Annotated in this window: 20 protein-coding genes; 12 read left to right on the forward strand and 8 right to left on the reverse strand. The window is 74.7% G+C overall.

The annotated features are described in order from the left end of the window. Positions 1 to 56 precede the first annotated feature (56 nt). The 4 genes from OVA14_RS05940 to OVA14_RS05955 all read left to right on the forward strand — a co-directional run bounded on the left by OVA14_RS05940 (position 57) and on the right by OVA14_RS05955 (position 4,106). A complete protein-coding gene (locus OVA14_RS05940) occupies positions 57 to 422 on the forward strand; it encodes a sterol carrier family protein (protein ID WP_267505331.1) in 366 nt (121 codons plus the stop codon). 291 nt (positions 423 to 713) lie between these two features. Then, entirely contained in the window at positions 714 to 2,126 is a 1,413-nt protein-coding gene (locus OVA14_RS05945; protein WP_267505332.1) for a hemolysin family protein, read from the forward strand. Beyond that, positions 2,123 to 3,148, forward strand: coding sequence for a CNNM domain-containing protein (locus tag OVA14_RS05950; protein WP_267505333.1), 1,026 nt, complete (start codon positions 2,123 to 2,125; stop codon positions 3,146 to 3,148). Before OVA14_RS05945 ends, OVA14_RS05950 begins: the two co-directional genes overlap by 4 nt. A 70-nt stretch (positions 3,149 to 3,218) precedes the next feature. Then, positions 3,219 to 4,106: a hypothetical protein gene (locus OVA14_RS05955; protein WP_267505334.1), complete on the forward strand. Its 888-nt coding sequence runs from the start codon at positions 3,219 to 3,221 to the stop codon at positions 4,104 to 4,106. A 110-nt stretch (positions 4,107 to 4,216) separates the two neighbouring features. Here the strand turns inward: OVA14_RS05955 and OVA14_RS05960 are convergent, their stop codons facing one another. Then, positions 4,217 to 5,587 (reverse strand): short-chain fatty acid transporter, encoded by a 1,371-nt coding sequence (locus OVA14_RS05960; protein ID WP_267505335.1) that lies wholly within the window; start codon positions 5,585 to 5,587, stop codon positions 4,217 to 4,219. Positions 5,588 to 5,696: 109 nt separating this feature from the next. Here OVA14_RS05960 and OVA14_RS05965 point away from each other — a divergent pair, with 109 nt between their 5' ends. Further along, positions 5,697 to 6,155 (forward strand): hypothetical protein, encoded by a 459-nt coding sequence (locus tag OVA14_RS05965; protein ID WP_267505336.1) that lies wholly within the window; start codon positions 5,697 to 5,699, stop codon positions 6,153 to 6,155. 4 nt (positions 6,156 to 6,159) lie between these two features. Continuing rightward, positions 6,160 to 7,320, forward strand: coding sequence for a hypothetical protein (locus tag OVA14_RS05970; protein ID WP_267505337.1), 1,161 nt, complete (start codon positions 6,160 to 6,162; stop codon positions 7,318 to 7,320). Here the strand turns inward: OVA14_RS05970 and purF are convergent. Continuing rightward, positions 7,247 to 8,704: an amidophosphoribosyltransferase gene (gene purF / locus OVA14_RS05975; protein WP_267505338.1), complete on the reverse strand. Its 1,458-nt coding sequence runs from the start codon at positions 8,702 to 8,704 to the stop codon at positions 7,247 to 7,249. The two genes, OVA14_RS05970 and purF, sit on opposite strands and share 74 nt — an antisense overlap. Before the next feature lie 100 nt (positions 8,705 to 8,804). Here purF and OVA14_RS05980 point away from each other — a divergent pair, with 100 nt between their 5' ends. Continuing rightward, the gene (locus tag OVA14_RS05980; RefSeq protein ID WP_267505339.1) at positions 8,805 to 9,704 is read left to right on the forward strand and encodes a macrolide 2'-phosphotransferase; all 900 of its coding nucleotides are present in this window, start codon (positions 8,805 to 8,807) and stop codon (positions 9,702 to 9,704) included. Positions 9,705 to 9,752: 48 nt separating this feature from the next. Here the strand turns inward: OVA14_RS05980 and OVA14_RS05985 are convergent, their stop codons facing one another. Both OVA14_RS05985 and tdh read right to left on the reverse strand, forming a co-directional pair. Further along, positions 9,753 to 10,931, reverse strand: a complete 1,179-nt coding sequence (locus OVA14_RS05985) for a glycine C-acetyltransferase (protein WP_267505340.1) — start codon at positions 10,929 to 10,931, stop codon at positions 9,753 to 9,755. After that, complete coding sequence (gene tdh, locus OVA14_RS05990) at positions 10,931 to 11,980, reverse strand: L-threonine 3-dehydrogenase (RefSeq protein WP_267505341.1); 1,050 nt, start codon at positions 11,978 to 11,980, stop codon at positions 10,931 to 10,933. The genes OVA14_RS05985 and tdh overlap by 1 nt, the downstream gene beginning before the upstream one ends. 183 nt (positions 11,981 to 12,163) lie before the next feature. Here tdh and purM point away from each other — a divergent pair, with 183 nt between their 5' ends. From purM to OVA14_RS06005, 3 genes are all read left to right on the forward strand, one after another. Then, positions 12,164 to 13,264 carry a phosphoribosylformylglycinamidine cyclo-ligase gene (gene purM, locus OVA14_RS05995; protein WP_267505342.1) on the forward strand — a complete coding sequence of 367 codons (1,101 nt, stop codon included), beginning with the start codon at positions 12,164 to 12,166 and terminating at the stop codon, positions 13,262 to 13,264. A gap of 132 nt (positions 13,265 to 13,396) precedes the next feature. Then, on the forward strand, positions 13,397 to 13,864 hold the full coding sequence (locus OVA14_RS06000) for a DUF4190 domain-containing protein (protein ID WP_267505343.1): 468 nt from the start codon (positions 13,397 to 13,399) through the stop codon (positions 13,862 to 13,864). A gap of 94 nt (positions 13,865 to 13,958) precedes the next feature. Next, positions 13,959 to 14,324: a hypothetical protein gene (locus OVA14_RS06005; RefSeq protein WP_267505344.1), complete on the forward strand. Its 366-nt coding sequence runs from the start codon at positions 13,959 to 13,961 to the stop codon at positions 14,322 to 14,324. 69 nt (positions 14,325 to 14,393) lie between these two features. Here the strand turns inward: OVA14_RS06005 and OVA14_RS06010 are convergent, their stop codons facing one another. The 4 genes from OVA14_RS06010 to OVA14_RS06025 all read right to left on the reverse strand — a co-directional run bounded on the left by OVA14_RS06010 (position 14,394) and on the right by OVA14_RS06025 (position 17,138). Further along, positions 14,394 to 15,839 (reverse strand): L-serine ammonia-lyase, encoded by a 1,446-nt coding sequence (locus OVA14_RS06010; RefSeq protein WP_267505507.1) that lies wholly within the window; start codon positions 15,837 to 15,839, stop codon positions 14,394 to 14,396. A 144-nt stretch (positions 15,840 to 15,983) separates the two neighbouring features. Next, a complete protein-coding gene (locus OVA14_RS06015) occupies positions 15,984 to 16,208 on the reverse strand; it encodes a DUF3073 domain-containing protein (RefSeq protein ID WP_267505345.1) in 225 nt (74 codons plus the stop codon). A 153-nt stretch (positions 16,209 to 16,361) separates the two neighbouring features. Continuing rightward, entirely contained in the window at positions 16,362 to 16,721 is a 360-nt protein-coding gene (locus OVA14_RS06020) for a fluoride efflux transporter FluC (RefSeq protein ID WP_324288059.1), read from the reverse strand. Positions 16,722 to 16,733: 12 nt separating this feature from the next. Beyond that, positions 16,734 to 17,138, reverse strand: a complete 405-nt coding sequence (locus OVA14_RS06025; RefSeq protein ID WP_267505346.1) for a CrcB family protein — start codon at positions 17,136 to 17,138, stop codon at positions 16,734 to 16,736. Positions 17,139 to 17,210: 72 nt separating this feature from the next. Here OVA14_RS06025 and OVA14_RS06030 point away from each other — a divergent pair, with 72 nt between their 5' ends. Next, positions 17,211 to 17,951 carry a MerR family transcriptional regulator gene (locus OVA14_RS06030; RefSeq protein WP_267505347.1) on the forward strand — a complete coding sequence of 247 codons (741 nt, stop codon included), beginning with the start codon at positions 17,211 to 17,213 and terminating at the stop codon, positions 17,949 to 17,951. 85 nt (positions 17,952 to 18,036) lie between these two features. Further along, positions 18,037 to 21,321: an efflux RND transporter permease subunit gene (locus OVA14_RS06035; protein ID WP_267505348.1), complete on the forward strand. Its 3,285-nt coding sequence runs from the start codon at positions 18,037 to 18,039 to the stop codon at positions 21,319 to 21,321. Positions 21,322 to 21,878 lie beyond the last annotated feature (557 nt).

Consider the following 21,878-nt stretch of genomic DNA (forward strand, 5'->3'; position numbering starts at 1 on the left):
ATCCGCTCCGACCTCCCTGGACGCGCGGCGTCGGTGGCGCCGCCTAGCCTGGGTCCGTGGCGAAGCGCATCCCCGACCTCGACGGCGCCGACGCGGTGCGCGCGGCCCTCGAGCCCGGCGCCGCGCGGCCGACGACGGCGCTCGCGGTGCGGTACAGCCTGCAGTGCCTCGCCGAGCGTGCGCCCGGGAAGAGCGTGGAGGTGCGGGTGCCGCCCTTCGGCGCGGTGCAGGCGGTCGAGGGCCCGGGCCACACGCGCGGCACGCCGCCCAACGTCGTCGAGACCGACGCGGCGACGTGGCTCGCGCTCGCGACGGGCGCCGAGACCTGGGCGGAGGCCGTCGGCCGCGGCGCCGTGCGCGCCTCCGGCGTGCGCGCCGACGTCTCGCCGTGGCTGCCGCTCGTGCGGCCCGGCGCCGGGTAGCGCCGAGGGGAGGGCCACGCCGACCGGCGGGGTCGGGACCCGCGCGAGGCCTCGGACCATCCCTGGCGGGCGCATAGGCTCCGCCGATATCCTGTCGGCTGCCGCGCCGCGATCCGCCGCGCGATCCCGCATCCCTGACCCACGAGAGAGAACCGTGAGCCATCGAAGCCCCGCCCCCGACTCGGAGGGCCGAAGTCCGTCTGCCGATTCGGAGGGACGAAGTCCCGCCCCCGACTCGGAGGGCCGAAGTCCCGGCCTGACGCCCCGCGCCGCCCGAGGGGGTGAGCGCTGATGCTCGAGGCGACGCTCACGCTCCTCCTCGGCGTGCTCCTCACCCTGGCGATCATCGCCGCCTGCGGCTTCTTCGTGGCCCAGGAGTTCGCCTACATGTCGGTCGACCGCTCGCGCATCGCCGCGAAGGCCGCCGCGGGCGACCTGCAGGCCAAGCGCGTGCAGGCCATCACGAAGCGCACGTCGTTCATGCTCTCGGGCGCCCAGCTCGGCATCACCGTGACGGGCCTGCTCATCGGCTACGTCGCGGAGCCGCTCATCGGCGTCTCGCTCGGCACGCTCCTCGGCGGCGTCGGCATCGACCCCGCCGTGAGCGTGCTCATCGGCACGACCGGCGCGCTCGTGCTCGCCACCGTCGTCACGATGATCTTCGGCGAGCTGTACCCGAAGAACTACGCGATCGCGAACCCGGAGCCGCTCGCGCGCTGGCTCGCGATCCCCACCCGCATCTACCTGCTGGCCTTCGGCTGGCTCATCGCGGTCTTCGACATCGCCGCGAACGCGCTCCTGCGCCTGCTGCGCATCGAGCCGCTCGAGGACGTCGACGCGAGCGCGAACGCCCGTGACCTCGAGGCGATCGTCGAGGAGTCGCGGGCGAGCGGGCACCTGCCTGCCGAGCTGTCGATGATGATCGACCGCATCCTCGACTTCCCCCAGCGCGACGTCGAGCACGCGATGGTGCCGCGCTCGCGCGTCGACTCGGTGGCTCCGGAGACGACGATCGGCGAGGTGCGGGCGCTCATGGCGGTCGCGCACACCCGCTATCCCGTCGTCGACGACCACGACTCGCCCGTCGGCGTCGTCGAGCTGGTCGACGTGCTGCGCTCCGGCGCGGCCGACGACGAGCCCGTCTCCGCCGTCATGCGCGACGCGGTCGTGCTGCCGGCGACGATGCTGCTGCCCGCGGCGCTCGACCGCATGCAGCGCACGCGCAACGAGCTCGTGTGCGTCGTCGACGAGCACGGCTCCTTCGACGGCATCCTCACGATCGAGGACCTCACGGAGGAGGTCGTGGGCGAGCTGGCCGACGAGCACGACACCGATGAGGTCGACGTCGTGATCGACGGCGACCATCGCTGGGTGCTGCCCGGCGACGTGCACGTCGACGAGGTCGAGCGCCTCATCGGCCACGACCTGCCCGAGGGCGACGAGGAGACCATCGCGGGCGTCGCGATCCTCCACCACGGCGACCTGCCCGCAGCGGGCGAGGTCGTGCGCGTCGACCTGCCCGAGCGCGCAGGCGAGGCGGTGGAGGGCATCGAGATCGACCGCTGGCTCGAGATCGAGGTCACGGAGGTCGAGCGGCACGTGCCCTCGCAGGTCGCGCTGCGCCTGCTCGAGCTCGACCGCAACGCCGAGGCGGAGGGCGATGCGCCCGACGCCCCGGCCGTCGACGAGGAGGTGGCCCGATGAGCCCCTGGATGGTCGCGCTGATCACGACGCTGCTCATCGTCGCGAGCGCATTCTTCGTCATCGTCGAGTTCGCGCTGCTCGCCGCCCGCCGCCACCGGCTCGAGGAGGAGGCGCCCCGCAGCGCCTCCGCGAGGGCCGCGCTCCGCGGCGTCAACGAGCTCACGGTCATGCTCGCGTTCGCCCAGCTGGGCATCACGGTGTGCACCTTCCTGCTCGGCGCCATCACGAAGCCCGCGATCGACTACGCGCTCTCGCCCGTGCTCGAGGCGTGGGGCTGGCCCGCGGTGCTCGCCGACGTCGTCGCGTTCGTCCTCGCGCTCATCGTCGTCACCTTCCTCCACCTCGTGGTGGGCGAGATGGCGCCGAAGTCGTGGGCCATCGCGCATCCGGAGGCGGCCGCGAAGGCGACCGGCATCCTGGCGCGCGCCATGACCTGGCCGCTGCGGCCGTTCCTGCTGTGGATCAATCGCATCGCGAACCGGCTCGTGCAGGCGTCCGGCGTCGAGCCGGTCGACAAGGCCGCCGCGGGCGGCCAGGACGTCGACACGATCCGCGAGCTCGTCGCGCACTCGCGCGCGGCGGGCGTGCTCGAGACGCAGTACTCGGCCCCGATCCAGAAGGCGATCGATCTCGTGAGCCTCACGGTCGCGGACATCGTGCGCACGGATGCGGCACCGACCTCCGTGGGCCTCGCGGCGACCGCCGCGGACGTGCGTGCCGCCTCGGCGCGCACGGGCCACCTCCGGGTCCTCGTCGGCTCCGACGCCTCGGCGCGCGTCGTGCACGTGCGCGACACGCTCCCGGTGGACGACGCCACCCCGGTGGGCAACCTCGCGCGCGAGCCCTTCCGGGTGACCCCGGAGGCCTCGGTGCACGACGCACTCTCCCGCATGCGGCGCGACCGCGTGCAGCTGGCGACCGTCGTGTCCGGCGACCGGCTCGTGGGCGTCGTGACGCTCGACGACCTCCTGCGCGAGGTGCTGCCGGGACCGGCCGAGGAGCCGGAGCCCGCGCTCGCCTGAGCCGGGCTCGCCCGAGCGGCGCGTCCGCGCCTCGGGCCATGCTCCCAGCACCGCCTGCGATGCTGGGAGCATGGCCCAGGTCGTGCGCCCGCAGGGCATCATCGGACCCATCGTGCTGCTCGTGGTCGGCGCGATCGTGCTGCTCAACGCCGTGCCCGCGGCGTTCCAGTGGATCGGGTGGATCGCGCAGTCGTCGTTCGCGCTGGGCGTCGAGGGCGCCCTCGAGACGGCGCTCGTGCCGCTCGGCCTCGCGGTGGGCGCCACGTTCGTGGGCTTCCTCATGGTGCGCGGCGCGTGGGGCTCGCTCCGCCGCTCGCTGCGCGGCGCGAGCCGGCGCGCCTACGACCAGGCGCGCTCCGGCGTGCAGGGGGTGCGCGACGAGGCGGAGCGACGCTACGCGGACACGCAGGCGCAGATGCGGCGCGCGAGCCAGGGCATCAGCGACGCGGGCGGCGCGTCCGCCCCGCAGTCGTGGCGCGACCGCATCGAGGCCGTCGCGCGCGAGGCCGAGGCTGCGCGGCAGCAGCGCCCGCAGCAGGCGATGCCGGGCCAGCAGCAGTGGCAGCCGCCGCAGCAGCCCGCGCAGCCCCGCCAGCCGGCGCCCGCCCCGCAGCAGCGGCAGCCGCAGCAGGCGCCGGGCAGCGATCGGCTCGCGCGCATCGAGCAGCTGCGCAGGCAGGTCGACGAGCGTGCGCGCCAGGCGCGCGGCGGCGGCGACGCGCGCCAGCAGGCGCAGCGGGCGGCCGCCGAGGCGCAGCGCCTCGCCGAGCGCGCAGCCTCCGCCGTCGACCCGAGCGCGATCGACGCGGAGGTGGCGGCGCTCGTCGGCAGGCTCGACGTCGCCGACGCCGAGCGGATGCGGCGCCGCGGCTCGTCGCTCACGAGCTCGTCGCTCACGACGGGCTCGCTGGCCCGCACCTCGCTGACGCTGAACTCGCTGCTCCAGCACCGCCGCTGAGGCCGTCGGGCGGTCTCGCGACGGCTGCGCCCTGCGGGCGCGGCCTCCTCGGCCAGCTGCCGATCCGCAGGCCGAGGAGCGCGGCGCGGCCGCTCGCTGCGCGGGGCTCGCTACAGCGAGACGAGCAGCAGCGTCGTCGCGAACACGAGGCCCGAGGCGATGAGCGTGACCGTCGTGTAGCCGAGGATGTCGCGCATCTTCAGCCCGGCGATCGCGAGGAGCGGCAGGGCCCAGAACGGCTGGATCATGTTCGTCCACTGGTCGCCGTAGGCGACGGCCATGATCGGGATCGCCGGGTCGACGCCCAGGCGCTCCGCGGCGTCGAGCATGATCGGCGCCTGCACCGCGAACTGCCCGCCGCCGGAGGGCACGAAGAAGTTCACGATGCCCGCCGCGAGCAGCGCGAGCACGCCGAAGGTCTGCGGCGTCGCGACCGCGACGAGGGCGTCCGAGAAGACCTGGATGAGCCCTGAGGCCGTCATCATGCCGAGGATGCCGGCGTAGAGCGGGAACTGCAGCAGGATCTCGCCCACGTTCGACGCGGCCTCCTTCGTGAGCCGGATGATCTCGAAGGGGCTCCGCACGAGCAGCAGGATGAGCGCGAGGAACGTCCAGTTCACGATGTCGAGCGTGATGGTGCCGCCGCGCACGAAGTGGATCACGAGGTAGGCGACGAGCGCGACGCCCACGAGCAGCGTCGGGATCCGGCTGGCGTCGATGCGGTCGGCGGGGGTGACGACCTGCTCCTCGACGGCCTCGCCGTCGCGCGCGTCGACCTGCAGCTCGACCACGCGGTCGGCGCCGCGCGGCGCGACGAGCGCGAGGGCGCCCGCGACCGCGAGCACCGTGGCGACGGCGGCGATCATGTTCCAGCTCGAGAAGGTGGTCTCGGTGACGGGCAGCGTCGCGCCCAGCTGCTCGGCGATGAAGGAGTCGGGCGTCGCGGCCGTGAGCGGCCCGGAGCCCGAGTAGCCCATGTGCCACACGACGAAGCCCGAGAAGCCGGCTGCGACGAGCATCGGGAAGTGCAGGCGCACCCCGCGCTCGCGGCCGGATGCGGCGACCTCCTTGGCCAGCAGGCCGCCGACCACGAGGCCGAGGCCCCAGGTGATGAGCGAGGCCACGGCGGCGATCACGAAGACGAAGAGGTAGGCCTGCAGCGGCGTCTGCGGCAGTGCGGAGAGCCGCGTGAGCAGGCGGCGCACGGGCCGCGTGTTCGCGAGCATGTGGCCGAGCAGCAGGATGAGCGCCATCTGCGTCATGAACGCCAGCAGGCCCGAGAGGCCGTCGCCCCAGCCCTGCACGAGGTCGACGGGATCCGTGGGCGTGATGACGAGCGCGAGGATCGCCACCACGAAGGTCAGCACGATGCCGAAGACGAGCGCCGAGGGGATCCACCGCTCCACGAGCGAGTTGACGGGGCGCATCGCCCGCGCGAGCGGCGCGCCCGAGGGCGGGGTCCGGACAGGGCTGGTCGACATGGTCCACTCCATCGTGCGTGTCGGGGCTGCGGGGCCGATGCCCCGCCTCGACCCTAGCCAGATCTCTCCCGGGGCCCGACCGGCACCGCGGGGATGGGATCATGGAGGCATGGCTGACTCCCGTGACGACGACCGCGCCGAGGGCCGCGCGCCCGGCGACGCCCACGAGGTCGAGGTGCGGGTGCGCCGCACGCCCAAGTACGGCGTCTTCATGGCGATCGGCGCGCTGCTCGGTGCCGTGGCCGCATGGCTGCTCGCCGCGGCGATGGGGCCGGGCGTCGACGAGGCGGGGCAGCCCGTCGACACGAACCCCGTGATCGGCCTCTCGGTCGTCGTCGGCTTCGTGGTGGGCGCGGGCATCGGCGGCGTCGTGGCGGTGCTCGTCGACCGCTCGCTCGCGAAGCGCTCGCGCACGCTCGTGGCCGAGCACGTCGTCGTCGAGGAGGTCGTGGAGGCCGAGGCGGTCGAGGAGCCCGCGGCGCAGGTCGAGGGCTCGTTCGAGCGCGTCGAGCCGAGCCCGGCCGACGATCGGGAGCAGGCGGACCCCGACCGCCCGCGCGAGGGCTGAGCCCGTGGCGAGCCCGCGCGCCCGGATGGTCGTCGCGCACGCGCTCGCCTGGATCGGCTGGGGCATCGCGGCAGGCGTCGCCGCCCAGCAGGCCGTGCCGCCCGCGTCGCTCGCGCTCGCTGGCGCCGTCACGGCGCTCGTGGCGGCGCTCGGCCTCGCGCTGCCGGTGCGCGCCGCGCCCGCGCGCCACGCGGCGATCGCGCTGCTCGTGACACTGTCGATCGAGGTCGCGCTCGGGGCGGGCGCGCTGCTCGCCGCCGACGCCGAGCGGCTGGGCGCGCTCGGCGTCGCGGCCGGCGCCGCGGGCCTCCAGGCGCGCGCCGCGCGCGCGGCCGCCGACGACGACCCATCGCTCGCGCCTGCGCTGCGCCTCGCGCCCACCCTCGCGGCGCTCGCGGGAGGGTCCGCGCTCGCGGCCGCCGCAGCGGCGCTCGGCGTCGGCGCGATCCTGCCGCTCGCCGCGGTCGTCGCGCTGCACCTGGGTGCGCTCGCGCTGCTCGTCGCAGGCCGCGCCGCAGCGCCGCGACGCGCCGAGGCCGCACCGGTCGCCGCGCTCGGCGGCGCCTGGCCGCTGCTGCTGCTCGCGGCAGGCGGCGCCGCGGCGATCGTCGCGCTCCGCCCCGCGCTCTCGGCGCTCGGCGGGGTCGAGCCGCAGCCGGCGGGACCCACGGCCCTCGCGCTCGCGATCGGCGCCCTGCTCGGGCCGCCGCTCGCGCGCGTCGCGGTGCGGCTGCCCCGCGGCGCGGGTGCGCCTGCGCTCGCGACCCTCGCGGGCGCCGCCGCGCTCGCCGCCCCCGTGGCGCGGCCGGGCACGCTCGACCTCGTCGCCGCGGCCGTGCTGGGCCTCGGCGCCGCCGCGGCGGTGGCCCTCGCCGAGCCTGGCGCGCCGCGGCGGGGCGAGCCCGGCGCCGCGGCAGCTCGCGGTGCTCGCGCTCGCGGCGGCGGGCGGCGCGGGCGTCGCCGCGCTGCTGCTCACGAGCGTGCCGGTCGCCGATGTCGTGCTCGGCGCGGCGATCGCCTGCCTCGTCGCGGGGCTCGGCGCGTGGGCGCCGGGCGTCCGCGAGCGCGTCGCCGCCTGAGCGGCGGGCGGCTCAGGAGAGCTGCGAGCGCTCCACCCACTCGAGGTACTCCGGCGTCACCGAGCCCGTCACGTACTCGCCGGTGAAGCACGAGAGGTCGAGGCCCTGGATGTCGGTGCCGTCGAGGATGGCGCGCTGGAGGTCGTCGACCTCCTGGTAGACGAGGAAGTCGCTGCCGAGCGCGTCGTTCACCTGCGGGATCGTGCGGCCCGAGGCGATGAGCTCGGCGCGCGAGGGCATGTTGATGCCGTAGACGTGCGGGTAGCGCACGGGCGGTGCGGCCGAGGTGAACGTGACGCTGTTCGTGCCGACCGAGCGCATCATCTCGACGATCTCGCGGCTCGTGGTGCCGCGCACGATCGAGTCGTCGACGACGAGCACGTTCTTGCCGCGGAACTCGCTCTCGAGCGCGTTGAGCTTCTGCCGCACCGAGCGCTTGCGCTGCTGCTGGCCCGGCATGATGAACGTGCGGCCCACGTAGCGGTTCTTGTAGAAGCCCTCGCGGTACTCGATGCCGAGGCGGCGCGCGACCTCCATCGCGGCGGGGCGCGAGGAGTCGGGGATCGGCATGACGACGTCGATCGAGCCCGAGGGCGTGAACTGCTGGATGGTGTCGGCGAGCCGCTCGCCCATGCGCAGGCGCGACTCGTAGACGTTGATGCCGTTCATCACGGAGTCGGGGCGCGCGAGGTAGACGTACTCGAACGAGCAGGGCAGCAGCACGGGGCTGTCGTGCGTCTGCGCCGCAGCGAGCTCGCCGTCGGGCGTGATGAAGATCGCCTCGCCGGGCGCGACGTCGCGCTCGATCGCGTAGCCCGAGCCCGTGAGCGCCACCGACTCGGAGGCGACCATCCACTCGGTGCGGCCGCTGTCGCTCAGGCGCGAGCCCAGCACGAGCGGGCGGATGCCGAAGGGGTCGCGGAACGCGAGCAGGCCGTGGCCGGCGATGAGCGCGATGACGCCGTAGGAGCCCTCGACGCGCTCGTGCACGCGGCGCACCGCCTGGAACAGGTGGTCGGCGTCGAGGCCCGAGCCGTTCACGAGCGACTGCAGCTCGGAACCGAGCACGTTCACGAGCATCTCGGTGTCGGAGCCGGTGTTCACGTGGCGGTGGTCGACGGTCGCGAGCTCGCGCTCGAGCTCGCGCGTGTTCGTGAGGTTGCCGTTGTGCACGAGGACGATGCCGTAGGGCGCGTTCACGTAGAACGGCTGCGCCTCGAGCTCGTTCTCGGCCTCGCCGCGCGTCGCGTAGCGCACGTGGCCGAGGCCGAGGTCGCCGAGCAGGGCGCGCATGTCGCGGGTGCGGAACGCCTCGCGCACCTGGCCCTTGGCCTTCCGCATGTGGATCGAGCGGCCCTGGGCCGTGGCGATGCCGGTGGAGTCCTGCCCGCGGTGCTGGAGGAGGGCCAGGGCGTCGTACACCTGCTGGTTGACGCCCGAGTCGGAGACGATGCCGACGATGCCGCACACAGGCGAGCTCCTTCTGCCGAGGGGGGAGGGCTCCAGCCTAGCGCCGGGCGCGTGCACGGGCGTGGGGCTCCGCCCCAGCGGCGGCTGGCACGGTGGGGGCATGACCGCGATCGACGACGCCCTCGACCTCGCCCGCTCCCACGGCCTCGAGCTCGCCGCCCATGGCGCGACGCGCTCGGAGGCGGGCCTCGACTACCGGGTGGTGATGGCCGACGACGCCGAGGGCCGCCGGTGGGTCCTGCGGCTGCCGCGGCGCGACGACGTCGCCGACGGCATCCCGGCCGAGGCGCGCATCCTCGACCTCGTCGGCCCTGCGCTCGCGGACGCGGGCGTCGCGGTGCCCGACTGGCGCATCCGCGAGCGCGATCTCGTCGCCTACCCCGCGCTGCCCGGCGCGCCCGGCCTCACGCTCTCGCCCGCCGGCGAGCCGGTCTGGCACATGGATCCGCAGAGCCCCGACTACGCGGCGCGGCTCGGGCGCCTGCTCGCGCGGCTGCACGCGATCGACGTCGACGCGGCGGCCGGCGCCGGTGTCGAGGTGCGCACCGCCGAGGAGGTGCGCGCGGCTTGGCGCGACTACGTCTCCCGCGTCGAGGACGGCTTCGCGGTCGCGCCCGCGCTCGTCGACGCATGGCGGGCGTGGCTCGACGACGACGCGTGCTGGCCCGTGCGCACCGTGATGACGCACGGCGAGATCTACCCCGCGCACGTGCTGCTCGCCGACGATGGCGCCTTCACCGGCGTGCTCGACTGGACCACCGCCCGCGTCGACGATCCCGCCCGCGACCTCGCGGCGCAGTTCGGCGCGGGCGGCGAGGCGGCGCTCGCGGCGGCGATCGAGGCGTATGGCGAGGCGGGCGGCGACGCGCATCCGGGCCTCGCACGGCAGGCGCAGCGCCTCTGGGAGGCCTCGCCCATCGGCTACGGCCTCTATGCGCTCACGACCGGCGCGCCCGCCGACCGCGAGGCCGCGCAGGCCGTGCTCGACCCGCGCGGCTGAGCGCCGCGCAGGCCGAGCTCGCCGGCGCGGCACCCGGTCGCGGCGGCGCTACGCCGAGACGCGACCGCGTGCGGCCGCGAACGCCGCGACCGCGCGGTCGACGTCGTCGTCCGAGTGCGCGGCCGAGAGCTGCACGCGGATGCGCGCTTCGCCGCGCGGCACCACGGGGAACGAGAAGGCGGTCACGTACACGCCCTCCTCGAGCATCGCGTCCGCGACGTCGGCCGCGAGCCGCGCGTCGTGGAACATGACGGCGGTGATGGGGTGCTCGCCCGGCAGCAGCTCGAAGCCCGCCTCCTCCATCCCGGCGCGGAAGCGGCGCGTGTTGCGCCGCAGCCGCTCGCGCAGCTCGCCGGCACCCTCGACGAGGTCGAGGGCCGCGAGCGAGCCCGCCACCACCGAGGGGGCGAGCGCGTTGGAGAAGAGGTAGGGGCGCGAGCGCTGGCGCAGCAGGTCGACGATCTCGCCGCGGGCGGCGATGTAGCCGCCGGAGGCGCCGCCGAGGGCCTTGCCGAGCGTGCCCGAGATGATGTCGACGCGGTCCTGCACGCCCGCGAGCTCCGGGGTGCCGGCGCCCGTCTCGCCCGTGAAGCCGACGGCGTGCGAGTCGTCGACCATCACCATCGCGTCGTAGCGGTCCGCGAGGTCGCAGATCGCCTCGAGCGGCGCGAGGTAGCCGTCCATCGAGAAGACGCCGTCGGTGACGATGAGGCGGCGGCGGGCGCCCTGCGCGTCCTGGAGGTGCGCCTCGAGCTCGGCCATGTCGCGGTTGGCGTAGCGGTAGCGCTTCGCCTTGCACAGCCGGATGCCGTCGATGATCGAGGCGTGGTTCAGGGCGTCCGAGATCACGGCGTCGTCGGGGCCGAGGATCGTCTCGAACAGGCCGCCGTTCGCGTCGAAGCACGACGAGTAGAGGATCGACGCCTCCTGGCCGAGGAAGCGCGCGAGCCGCTCCTCGAGCTCGAGGTGCTGCGTCTGCGTGCCGCAGATGAACCGCACCGAGGCCATGCCGAAGCCCCACTCGTCGAGCGCGGCCTTCGCCGCATCCACGACCCGCTCGTCGTCGGCGAGGCCCAGGTAGTTGTTGGCGCAGAAGTTCAGCACCTCTCGGCCGCTCGCGACGACGGTCGCGGCCTGCGGCGAGCTGATGGCGCGCTCGCGCTTCATGAGGCCGGCGGCCTCGATCTCGGCGAGCTCGTCGGCGATGGATGCGCGTGCGGAGAACATCAGCTTCCTTCCGTGAAGTCGAGGATGACCTTGCCGGCGGCGCCCGAGCGGGCGCGCGCGAAGGCGGCCTCCCAGTCGGCGAACGCGAAGCGGTCGGTGATGACGGGGGAGACGTCGAGGCCCGTCTGGGCCATCGACGACATGGCGTACCAGGTCTCGTACATCTCGCGGCCGTAGATGCCCTGGATCGTCAGCATGTGCGAGACGACCTTGCCGAAGTCGACCTCGATGGGGCGGGAGGGCAGGCCCAGCATGGCGATGCGCCCGCCGAAGTTGAGGTTCTCGATGATGCCGACGAGCGCGCTCGGGGCGCCCGACATCTCGAGCGCCACGTCGAAGCCCTCGGTCATGCCGAGGTCGCGCTGCACGGCGCGGAGGTCGGTGGCGCTCGTGTCGACGGCGCGGAAGCCCAGCCGCTCGGCGAGGGCGAGGCGCGCGGGCGCGATGTCGGTGACGACGATGTGGCGGGCGCCCGCGTGCCGGGCGACCATCGCGGCCATGAGGCCGATCGGGCCCGCGCCCGTGACGAGCACGTCCTCGCCGATCACCGGGAACTTCAGCGCCGTGTGCACCGCGTTGCCGAACGGGTCGTAGATGCCGAAGACGTCGAGCTGCGCAGGCGTCGCCGTCTCGAGCGTGACGCCCGGGTGCATCCAGACGTTCGCCGCCGGGAGCACCACGAGCTCGGCGAAGGCGCCGTCGCGCTGCACGCCGAGGTTCGAGGTGCGGATGCACAGGTGCCGCCGGCCCGCGCGGCAGTTGCGGCAGTGCCCGCAGACCACGTGGCCCTCGCCGCTCATGAGCTGCCCCACGCGATAGTCGGTGACGCCCTCGCCCACCTCGACGATCTCGCCGCAGAACTCGTGCCCCACCGTGAGGCCCGGCGTCACCGCCGACTGCGCCCACGCATCCCACGCGTCGATGTGCAGGTCGGTGCCGCAGATGCCGGCGCGCAGCACGCGCACCTTCACGTGGCCGGGCGGCGTGGTGGGCTCCGGGATGTCGACGAGCCGGAGTCCCGGCTCGCCTCGGGTCACGAGTGCTCGCATGGTGGCGGTCTCCGTCGACTGGGGTGGGGTGGTGGGTGTGCCGCGACCATCCTGGCACGCAGCCTTCCCAACGTCTCCGCGCGCACCTCGGGCCCGGATCCGGGGTCGGGATGCGCGTGCAGACGTTGAGATCGCAGGGGCGGGGGCGCGGTCGGGCGCGCGGCGCTCGGTAGATTGGAGGCCATGACCGATCCGTACGCGTCCGCGGGCGTCGACACCGAGGCGGGCGACCGCGCGGTCGAGCTCATGAAGGCCGCCGTCTCCCGCACCCACGGCCCCGGCGTCCTCGGCGGCGTGGGCGGCTTCGCCGGCCTCTTCGACCTCTCGGCGGTGGGCAGCTACCGCAAGCCCCTGCTCGCCACGAGCACCGACGGCGTGGGCACGAAGCTCGCGCTCGCGCAGGCGATCGACAAGCACGACACGATCGGCCAGGACCTCGTGGGCATGGTCGTCGACGACATCGTCGTCGTGGGCGCGAAGCCGCTCTTCATGACCGACTACATCGCCGTCGGCCGCGTCGTCCCCGAGCGGATCGCCGACATCGTCCGCGGCGTCGCCGAGGCCTGCGAGGCCACCGGCACCGCCCTCGTCGGCGGCGAGACCGCCGAGCACCCGGGCGTCATGGAGCCCGACGACTACGACATCGCGGGCGCCGCGGTCGGCGTCGTCGAGGCGGATGCGGTGCTGGGCGCCGAGCGCGTCGTCGCGGGCGACGTCGTCGTCGCCATGGCGTCCTCGGGCCTCCACTCCAACGGCTTCTCGCTCGTGCGGCACGTGCTCGCGGAGCGCGGCATCGGCCTCACCGACCGCGTCGACGAGCTCGGCGGCGTCGCGGCCGAGGCGCTGCTCGAGCCCACCCGGCTCTACACGCTGCCGCTGCTGGGCATGCTCGAGGCCGCCCACGGCATCCGCTCGATCTCGCACGTCACGGGCGGCGGCATCGCCGCGAACCTCGCGCGCGTGCTGCCCCGGCACCTCGCGGTCGAGGTCGACCGCGCGGCCTGGTCGGTGCCGGAGGTCTTCCGCGCGCTCGCAGGGCTCGGCGGCTTCGGCCTCGAGCAGGCGGAGGGCACCTGGAACCTCGGCCTCGGCATGCTCGTCGTCGTCGACGCCGCGGACGCCGCCGCCGTCGTCGCCGCGAGCGAGCGCGCGGGCATCCCCGCCTTCCCCGTCGGCACGGTGCAGGAGGCGCCGGCCGAGGCCTCGCTCGTCGAGGGCGGCTGGATCCGCGGCGCCAAGGGCGTCGACGGCGGGGCCGTGCGCCTCGCCGGCTCGTTCCGCTGACGCGGCGGGCATCGGCGGCCGCGCTCAGCAGGAGCGACGGTCGCACCCAGGGGGCTCGGAACCTCCGGGCGTAGCGTTGCGCCCGGCTCGAGTCCACCACGCACCGTTCCCGAGCGAGGAGGAGTTCGCGGGATGCAGTCCGACGACCGGTACCGGCAGCAGGGGTCGACGCCCCAGGGCGACGGGGCTCGCCCCTCGTACGCGCCACCGCCCGGGTGGCAGTCGCCGTGGTCCGGGGCGCCCGCGAGCGACGCGCCGCTCATCCACCCCGCCGCGGCGCAGCAGTCGAGCGCCACGTCGTACGGCGTGCCCGTCTACCGCGCCCCCACGGTGGTGCTCGCGCCGCCGCCCAGCCGCAGCCTCTCGATCACGGCGCTCGTGCTGGGCCTGTGCTCGGTGACGTTCGCGTGGATGATCGTGGTCGTGCCGCTCATCGGGCTCGTCTTCGGCTTCCTCGCCGTGCGTCGCGAGCCCGCGGGCCGCGGCCTCGCGATCGCCGGGCTCGTGACCTCGGCGATCGGCGTGCTGCTGGTGCTGCTGGTCTACGTGCTCCCGCTCGTCGGCTTCCTCGCGGCGCTGACCTTCTCGATGGGCTCCTGACGCGCCGCGCGGCTCCCGGCGGACGCCCATGCTCGGTGCATAGGATCGCCGCGTGCGGCGAGCGCCGCGACCCCGACGCATCCGCGGAGACCCCATGACCTACACGCCTCCGGAGCAGCCCGCCCAGGGCGGCTACCAGCCCGCCGGCTACCAGCCGGCGTCGTCGACGCCGTCCTACGGCTACGGCGCCCCTGCCTCGACCTCGAAGAAGCTCTCGCTGTGGGGCCTCATCCTCGGCATCTCGAGCATCGTCATCCCCCTGTTCCTCAACGCGATCGCGGGCGCCGTGCTCTCGGGCATCGGCATCGCCAAGGAGCCCGCCGCCAAGGTGATGGCGATCTGGGGCCTCGTGCTCTCGATCCTCGGCCTCATCTGGGGCTTCGTCTTCTGGTTCGCGGTGGTGCCGCTCGTCGTGCTCGCGGCCCTCGCGGCCTCGTACTCCACGTCCTACTCGCCCTGAGTCCGCACCACGAGCGAGCGCCCGTCCCCTGCAGGGGGCGGGCGCTCGTCGCTGTGCGGGCGGCGCCGCTCAGCACTCGACGTAGGTGACGGCGAGGCCGCCGAGCGCGGTCTCCTTGTACTTGTCGCTCATGTCGGCGCCCGTGCGGCGCATCGTCTCGACGGCGGTGTCGAGCGAGACGTAGTGCGTGCCGTCGCCCTGCCGCGCCATGCGCGCGGCGTTGATCGCCTTCACCGAGGCCATCGCGTTGCGCTCGATGCAGGGGATCTGCACGAGGCCCTTGATGGGGTCGCACGTGAGGCCGAGGTTGTGCTCGATGCCGATCTCGGCGGCGTTCTCGATCTGCGCGGGCGTCGCGCCGAGCACGGCGGCGAAGCCCGCCGCCGCCATCGCGCACGCCGAGCCGACCTCGCCCTGGCAACCGACCTCGGCGCCCGAGATCGAGGCGTTCGACTTGATGATGATGCCGACCGCGCCGGCCACGAGCAGGAAGCGCACGGCCCAGGGCACCTCGTCCTCGGTGCAGTCGGCGAAGCGGTCGGCGTAGTGCATGACGGCGGGGATGATGCCCGCTGCGCCGTTCGTGGGCGCCGTGACGACGCGGGCGCCCGCGGCGTTCTCCTCGTTGACGGCGAGCGCGTAGAGGTTGACCCACTCCATGCCCTCGAGGAGGTCGGGGCGGCCCTGCTTGGGGGCAGCGTCGCGGGCGAGCAGCTTGTCGTGCCAGGCCTTCGAGCGGCGCTGCACGTCGAGCCCGCCGGGCAGCACGCCGTCGGTCTCGATGCCGTGGGCGACGCACTCCTGCATGACGGCCCAGATGCGCTCGAGCTGCGCGATGGTCTCCTCGCGGCTGCGCCAGGCGGTCTCGTTCTCAAGCATGAGGTCGGAGACCGAGCGGCCCGTGCGGGCGCAGAGCGCCACGAGCTCGTCGCCCGTCGTGAAGGGGTGCGGCACCTCGTGCAGCTGCGGGGCGGGCGCCGGCACGGGCGAGAGCACGTCGCCCTCGTCGTGCCGCATGACGAAGCCGCCGCCGATCGAGTAGTAGCCCGCGGTGACGAGCGTCTCGTCGTCGGCGTCGTACGCGGTGAGGCGGAGCGCGTTCGGGTGCTCGGCGCGCACGGTGAGCGGGCGGAAGACGAAGGCCTTCACCTCGTCGAAGGGCACCACGCGGTCGCCGCCGAGCCGGAGCGCGCCGGTCGCGCGGATCTCGGCGAGGGTCGCCGCGATCTGCGGGGTCTCGACGGTGTCGGGCGCGAGGCCCGAGAGGCCGAGCATGACGGCGGTGTCGGTGCCGTGGCCGGAGCCGGTGGCGCCGAGCGAGCCGAGCAGGTCGACGCGCAGGCGCGCGATGCGGTCGAGGACGCCCGCGGCCCGCGCCTGGTCGACGAAGTCGAGCGCGGCGCGCATGGGCCCCACGGTGTGCGACGAGGACGGCCCGATCCCGACCTTGAAGAGGTCGAGCACCGAGAGCGACTCGAAGACCGGCGCGGTGGCGGTGGCGTGCTCGCCGACCACGGTCGGCTCCTGCGCCTGGCCGTTCGTGATGGCCGACGCCGGGATGGGCGTGTTGGTGGTGGACCGCGACGTCACGGATCGGCTCCTTCGCCTCGTGCGGCCGAGCCGGGGTGGTGGCTCAGCGATGCTCGGGCGTCCGCGCGATCAGGCGCTGCGCCCTTCCTGTCGATCGTCAGCGTAGTCGTCGCTGTCGTCGTCCTGGTCGGGCTCGTAGTCGGCGTAGTCGGCCCACTTGTCGACGAGCTCGGAGTCCTCCTCCGAGGTGCCGCCCAGCTCCTGCTGGAGCACGGAGTAGTTGACGTTCGGGCTGAACGACTTCAGCTCACGCGCCAGCTTCGTGTGCTTGGCCTTCTGGCGACCACGACCCATGCTGGACCCCCTCGCGGAACGGATCGGACTTCCCGCCTGCTCGTCGGCGGAGGACTCCCGTAGCAAGTCCAACCTGCATCGTAGCATCGCGCCCGCCCGCCGGTGCGCCTCCGGAGGGGCGCGCGCGGCGCCCCGCGGGCGCGGCCGGGCGCCCTACGCGGCGGCGGCGGGCACGAGCAGGGCGCCGAGCAGCAGCCCGAGGCCGGCGGCGATCGCGCCGCCGACGACCGTGAGGGCGAGGGTGGCCGCCGCATGGCCCGCGCGCCGCCGCTCGAGCTGCTCGACGGACTGCACCGCGAAGGCCGAGTAGGTCGAGAGTCCGCCGCAGAAGCCCGTCACGAGGATCGCGCGGAGGGCCGGATCGGCGACGAGCGCGGCGGTCGCGAGCCCGGCGACGAGGCTCGCGACGAGGTTGACGGCGATCGTGGCGCGCACCGGGCGCCCGCGCGATGCGGCGCCCGCGAGGAACCGGACGAGGGCGCCGAGGCCGCCCGCGGCCGCGATCGCGAGCAGGCTCGAGCGCGCTCATGGCGCGACTCCCGCACGGGCCCGGGCGATGCGGCGCCCGAGCGTCAGGCCGGCCCAGGCCGCGGCCAGGCAGGCGGCGAGCTGGCCGAGCGCGATCGCGATGCCCGGCAGCGCCGGCACGAGCATCGCGACGCCGCCGCTCGAGGCGCCGGCGGCGACGCTCGCGATCGCGACGGCGCTGAAGGTCGTGAACCCGCCGAGCACGCCCGCGCCCACCCCGTGCCGCAGCCACGCGGGGGCGGCGGCGAGCGCTGCGGTCGAGGCGCCGAGCAGCAGCGAGCCCGAGACGTTGATGAGCAGCAGCGACCACCAGTCGGCGATCGCGGCGTCGAGCGCGGCCCGCGCGGCGGTGCCGAGCATCCCGCCGACGAGCACGGCGAGCGCGGAGGCGACGAGCGGCATGCCCGCAGGCTATCGGCGGCCCACGGATCTCGGCTTGCGGTTGCCGCAGCGTCAACCTCTAGCGTCGAGCGCATGGAGTGGTCCATCCAGCGCATCGCCAAGCTCGCCGGCGTCTCGAGCCGCACCCTGCGGCACTACGGGGCGGTCGGCATCCTGCCGCCGTCCCGCGTCGACGCGGGCGGCATGCGCTGGTACGACGAGGCCTCGCTCGCGCGGCTGCAGCGCATCCTGCTGCTGCGCGGGCTGGGGGTCGGCATCCCGGCGATCGCCGACAGCCTCGAGCGCGCCTCCGACGAGGAGGCGCTCGCGGCGCACCTCGTCGACCTCGGGCGCGAGGCCGACCGCATCCGCAGGCAGATCCGCGCCGTCGAGCAGACGCTGCGGGCACGACAGGGAGGAGCCGCCATGACGGCGGAGGAGGCGCTCGACGGGTTCGAGCACGGGCAGCACGAGCGGGAGGTCACCGAGCGCTGGGGCGCCGACGCCTGGCGGAGCGGGCAGGACTGGTGGGGCGGCCTCGCGGCCGACGACCGGCAGGCCTTCCAGCAGGAGCATCGCGACATCGCTGCGGGCTACGCCGAGGCGCGCGAGGCGGGGGAGGCGCCGGGCTCGGCGCGCGTGCAGGCGCTCGTCGCCCGCCACCACCGCTGGGTCGGCGCCGGCTGGCAGACGCCGGAGCCGGACCTCGACGCCTTCGAGGGGCTCGGCGACATGTACGTCGCCGACGAGCGCTTCGCCGCGAGCTACGGGGGAGCGGAGGGCGCGGCGTTCGTGCGCGACGCCATCCGCGCCTTCGCCGCTGCGCGCCGCTGACCGGCGCCCATCCTCGGCCCCCGTCCGACCAGGACGGGGGCCATCCCCCGGGCGGACGCCCATCCGGCGGTGGGAGGATCGGCACGTGCACCTGCTGTCCCTCGCGAGCCTCAAGAACCGAGCCCTCGTCGCCCTCGCGACGCTCTGCATCGCCGTCTTCGGCGGCGTGGCGCTCTCGAGCCTCAAGACCGAGCTGACGCCCGAGCTCGAGCTGCCCGCGGTCGTCGTCACGACGACGCTCCAGGGCGCGAGCCCCGAGATCGTGAGCGCCGACATCACGACGGCCGTCGAGCGCGCCGTGCAGGCCGTGCCGGGCCTCGAGGGCACGAGCGGCACCTCGTCCACGGGCGTCAGCACCGTGATCGCGTCGTTCACGTACGGCACGAACATCCCGACGACCGAGCAGCGCGTGCAGCAGGCGGTGAACCGGATCCAGTCGCAGCTGCCCGCCGAGGCGGAGTCGACGGTGCTCACCGGCTCGATCGCCGACTTCCCCATCCTGCGCATCGCGGTCTCCGGCCCCGGCGACCGCGCGGCGCTCGTCGACCGCATCGAGACGATCGCCGTGCCGCAGCTCGAGCGCGTGGAGGGCGTGCGCGCCGTGCAGCTGCAGGGCGCCCCGGGCCAGCGCATCACGATCGCGCCCGACGACGCGGCGCTCGCGGCCCAGGGGCTCTCGCGGCAGGACATCTCGACGACGATCGACGAGAGCGGCCGGCTGCTGCCGGGCGGCACGGTCGACGCGGGCGACCAGACGCTCAGCGTGCAGATCGGCGAGCGGCTCGGATCGGTCGACGACGTCGCGGCCCTGCCGCTCACCGACGCCGTGACGATCGGCGACGTCGCCGACGTCGCGCTCGCCGAGGATCCCTCGTCGTCCATCGCGCTCGTCGACGGCGAGCCCGCCATCATCCTCTCGATCACGAAGACGCAGGCCTCGAACACCGTCGACGTCTCGCACGCCGTGACCGACATCCTCCCCGCGCTCCGCGCCGAGCTCGGCGACGGCGTCGAGCTCACGACGGTGCTGGACCAGGCCCCCTACGTCGAGGAGTCGATCGAGGCGCTCGCGGTCGAGGGCGCGCTCGGCCTCGCCTTCGCCGTGCTCGTCATCCTCGTCTTCCTGTGGTCGCTGCGCTCGACGCTCGTGACGGCGGTCTCGATCCCCGTCTCGGTGCTCATGACCTTCATCGGCATGTGGGGCGCGGGCTTCTCGCTCAACGTGCTCACGCTCGGCGCCCTCACGATCTCGATCGGCCGCGTCGTCGACGACTCGATCGTCGTGATCGAGAACATCAAGCGGCACCTCGCCTTCACGGCCTCCCGCGCGCGGGCGATCATGGACGCCGTGCGGGAGGTCGCGGGCGCGATCACCGCCTCGACCGTCACGACCGTCATCGTCTTCCTGCCGCTCGCCTTCGTGAGCGACATCACGGGCGAGCTCTTCCGGCCCTTCGCGCTCACGGTCTCGCTCGCGCTGCTCGCCTCGCTCGTCGTGGCGCTCACGATCGTGCCCGTGCTCGCCTACTGGCTGCTGCGCGGGCCGCGCGGCGCGGACGACGAGCCCGAGGCCGAGCTCGCGGCCGCGGAGCCGGTGCCTGCCGCCGTCGCGGTCGCCGCGGCGCCGCAGGACCCGCGGCCGTGGCCGTGGCGCCTCCTGCCGCGCCGTGCGCGCGCCGCGGCAGCCGCCGCCTCGCCGCAGCCCCCGGTCGTCCCCGCGCACGAGATCGCCCGAGCGCAGGACGTCCCATCGCATGACGAGGAGCGGCCCGATCGCCTGCGGCGCGCGTATCGCCCGATCCTCGCGCGCACGCTGCGCCACCCCGTGCTCGTGCTCGTCGCGGCGGTCGCGATCCTGGGCGGCAGCGCGGCCGCCGCGCCGCTCCTCGCCATCAACTTCCTCGGCGACGACGGCCAGACCTCGGTGCAGGTGACGCAGCGGCTCGAGCCCGGCGCCTCCCTCGACGCCCAGCTGGCGGCCGCCGAGGCGCTCACCGACGACCTGGAGTCGCTCGACGGCGTCGAGACCGTCTCGGCGACCGTCTCCTCGGGCGCCGCGGCATCCTTCGCCGCCTTCACAGGCGGCGGCGGGGCCGGCGCGATCTCGTACTCGGTCATCGCCGCGGAGGGCACCGACATGCCCGAGCTCCGCGAGCGCATCCGCGACGCCTCGCAGGACGCGACGGGCGAGGTGACCGTGGGGCAGGCTGCGGGCCTCGCGGGCGGCGACATCGAGGTGCAGGTGCAGGCGCCCACGCCCGCGGCACTCGAGGCGGCGACCGAGGAGGTCGTGGGCGCGATGGACGGCGTCGACGGCGTCGCGCAGGTCGACGACTCGCTCGAGGGCGCCCAGCCGCTCGTGCAGGTGGCCGTCGACCGCGAGCTCGCCGCGGGCCTCGGGCTCAGCGAGGCGGCGGTGTCGGGCCTCGTCGCGCAGGCGATGCAGGCGACGCCCGTCGGCGACATCCAGCTCGACGGCGCCATCGTCACGATCTACCTCGACGCCATCGCGCCCGCCGCGACGCTCGACGAGCTGCGCGCGCTCGAGCTGCCGACCCCGCAGGGGCCGCTGCCGCTCTCGGACGTCGCCGAGGTCACCGAGGTGGAGGGCCCCGTCTCGATCGAGACGAGCGACGGCAGCCGCACCGCGACGGTCACCGTCACCCCCGACGCGGCCGACGTCGGCGGCGTCTCGGCGCGCGTGCAGGCCGCGGTCGACGAGCTCGCGCTCGAGGACGGCGCGACCGCCGAGATCGGCGGCGTCGCGACGCAGATCTCGGACGCGTTCACGCAGCTCGGCATCGCCGCGCTCGTGGCGGTGCTGCTCGTCTACGTGGTCATGGTCGCGACCTTCAAGAGCCTCCTGCAGCCGTTCCTGCTGCTCGTCTCGGTGCCCTTCGCGGCCACGGGCGCGATCGCGATGCAGCTGCTCACGGGCGTGCCGCTGGGCGTCGCCTCGATGGTCGGCGTGCTCATGCTCGTCGGCATCGTCGTGACGAACGCGATCGTGCTCATCGACCTCGTCAACCAGTACCGGGATCGCGGCCTGGGGGTGCGCGAGGCGCTCATGGAGGGCGCGGAGCGACGGCTGCGGCCGATCCTCATGACGGCCGCGGCGACGATCTTCGCGCTCATCCCGATGGCCGCGGGGCTCACGGGGCAGGGCGGCTTCATCTCGCAGCCGCTCGCGATCGTCGTGATCGGCGGCCTCGTCTCGTCCACCGTCCTCACGCTCGTGGTGCTGCCGGTGCTGTACCTCGTGGTCGAGGGCGCGCTCGAGCGGCGGCGCGTGCGCCGCGGCTCCGGCACGCGGGCCGAGCGGCGGAGCGAGCTCGAGGACGCGGGGCGCAGGACGACCAGCCGGCGCTGACCTCCCTCCCAGGCCGCTCCTGCCATCGCGTGCTTCGATGGTCGATCGCCAGCAGCGGGATCGACGAGCGCGTGAGGAGGGAGCCCGGGTGCCCAGCTTCCTCATCGTGCGATCCGCCGCCCAGGACGGCAGGATCGACGCGTTCCGACAGCCGCCGACGCTCGACGTGGGCGGTCGGCGCGCGCCCCTCGACTGGGGCGACGTCACGCTCCACGTGCCCGCGGGCGACCTGCCGGTGACGCTCTTCGTGACCCGCGCCGACGGCCAGGTCGAGGGCTCGACGATCACCGTGCGCGTGCCGGCCGGCACCGGCACGCGCCTGACGTTCGTGCCGCCGGACGCACCTGGCGGGCTCGCGCAGCTGCGGATCGACGGCCAGTGGCCCTCCGACGCCTCCATGTACTACTACGCGGCGCGGGATGCGCGCGTGCTCGTGCCCGCGACGACGCCGATCGCGAGCGCCCCGGCCGCGCCGAGCGCCGGCAGGGGCGGCGCGCAGGCTCGGGCTCGTCGCACCCTCGCCCAGCGCCGCCGCGCCCGACGAGGCGGCGCCGCGC

It is taken from the genome of Agrococcus sp. SL85, from assembly GCF_026625845.1.
Taxonomy (GTDB): domain Bacteria; phylum Actinomycetota; class Actinomycetes; order Actinomycetales; family Microbacteriaceae; genus Agrococcus.

What these genes read in the sequence shown, in the direction of transcription:
- OVA14_RS05945 (WP_267505332.1), top strand. Translation starts at nt 714, where the DNA reads ATGCTCGAGGCGACGCTCACGCTCCTCCTCGGCGTGCTCCTCACCCTG.
- OVA14_RS05950 (WP_267505333.1), top strand. Translation starts at nt 2,123, where the DNA reads ATGAGCCCCTGGATGGTCGCGCTGATCACGACGCTGCTCATCGTCGCG.
- OVA14_RS05955 (WP_267505334.1), top strand. Translation starts at nt 3,219, where the DNA reads ATGGCCCAGGTCGTGCGCCCGCAGGGCATCATCGGACCCATCGTGCTG.
- OVA14_RS05960 (WP_267505335.1), bottom strand. Translation starts at nt 5,587, where the DNA reads ATGTCGACCAGCCCTGTCCGGACCCCGCCCTCGGGCGCGCCGCTCGCG.
- OVA14_RS05965 (WP_267505336.1), top strand. Translation starts at nt 5,697, where the DNA reads ATGGCTGACTCCCGTGACGACGACCGCGCCGAGGGCCGCGCGCCCGGC.
- OVA14_RS05980 (WP_267505339.1), top strand. Translation starts at nt 8,805, where the DNA reads ATGACCGCGATCGACGACGCCCTCGACCTCGCCCGCTCCCACGGCCTC.
- OVA14_RS05985 (WP_267505340.1), bottom strand. Translation starts at nt 10,931, where the DNA reads ATGTTCTCCGCACGCGCATCCATCGCCGACGAGCTCGCCGAGATCGAG.
- tdh (WP_267505341.1), bottom strand. Translation starts at nt 11,980, where the DNA reads ATGCGAGCACTCGTGACCCGAGGCGAGCCGGGACTCCGGCTCGTCGAC.
- purM (WP_267505342.1), top strand. Translation starts at nt 12,164, where the DNA reads ATGACCGATCCGTACGCGTCCGCGGGCGTCGACACCGAGGCGGGCGAC.
- OVA14_RS06000 (WP_267505343.1), top strand. Translation starts at nt 13,397, where the DNA reads ATGCAGTCCGACGACCGGTACCGGCAGCAGGGGTCGACGCCCCAGGGC.
- OVA14_RS06005 (WP_267505344.1), top strand. Translation starts at nt 13,959, where the DNA reads ATGACCTACACGCCTCCGGAGCAGCCCGCCCAGGGCGGCTACCAGCCC.
- OVA14_RS06015 (WP_267505345.1), bottom strand. Translation starts at nt 16,208, where the DNA reads ATGGGTCGTGGTCGCCAGAAGGCCAAGCACACGAAGCTGGCGCGTGAG.
- OVA14_RS06025 (WP_267505346.1), bottom strand. Translation starts at nt 17,138, where the DNA reads ATGCCGCTCGTCGCCTCCGCGCTCGCCGTGCTCGTCGGCGGGATGCTC.
- OVA14_RS06030 (WP_267505347.1), top strand. Translation starts at nt 17,211, where the DNA reads ATGGAGTGGTCCATCCAGCGCATCGCCAAGCTCGCCGGCGTCTCGAGC.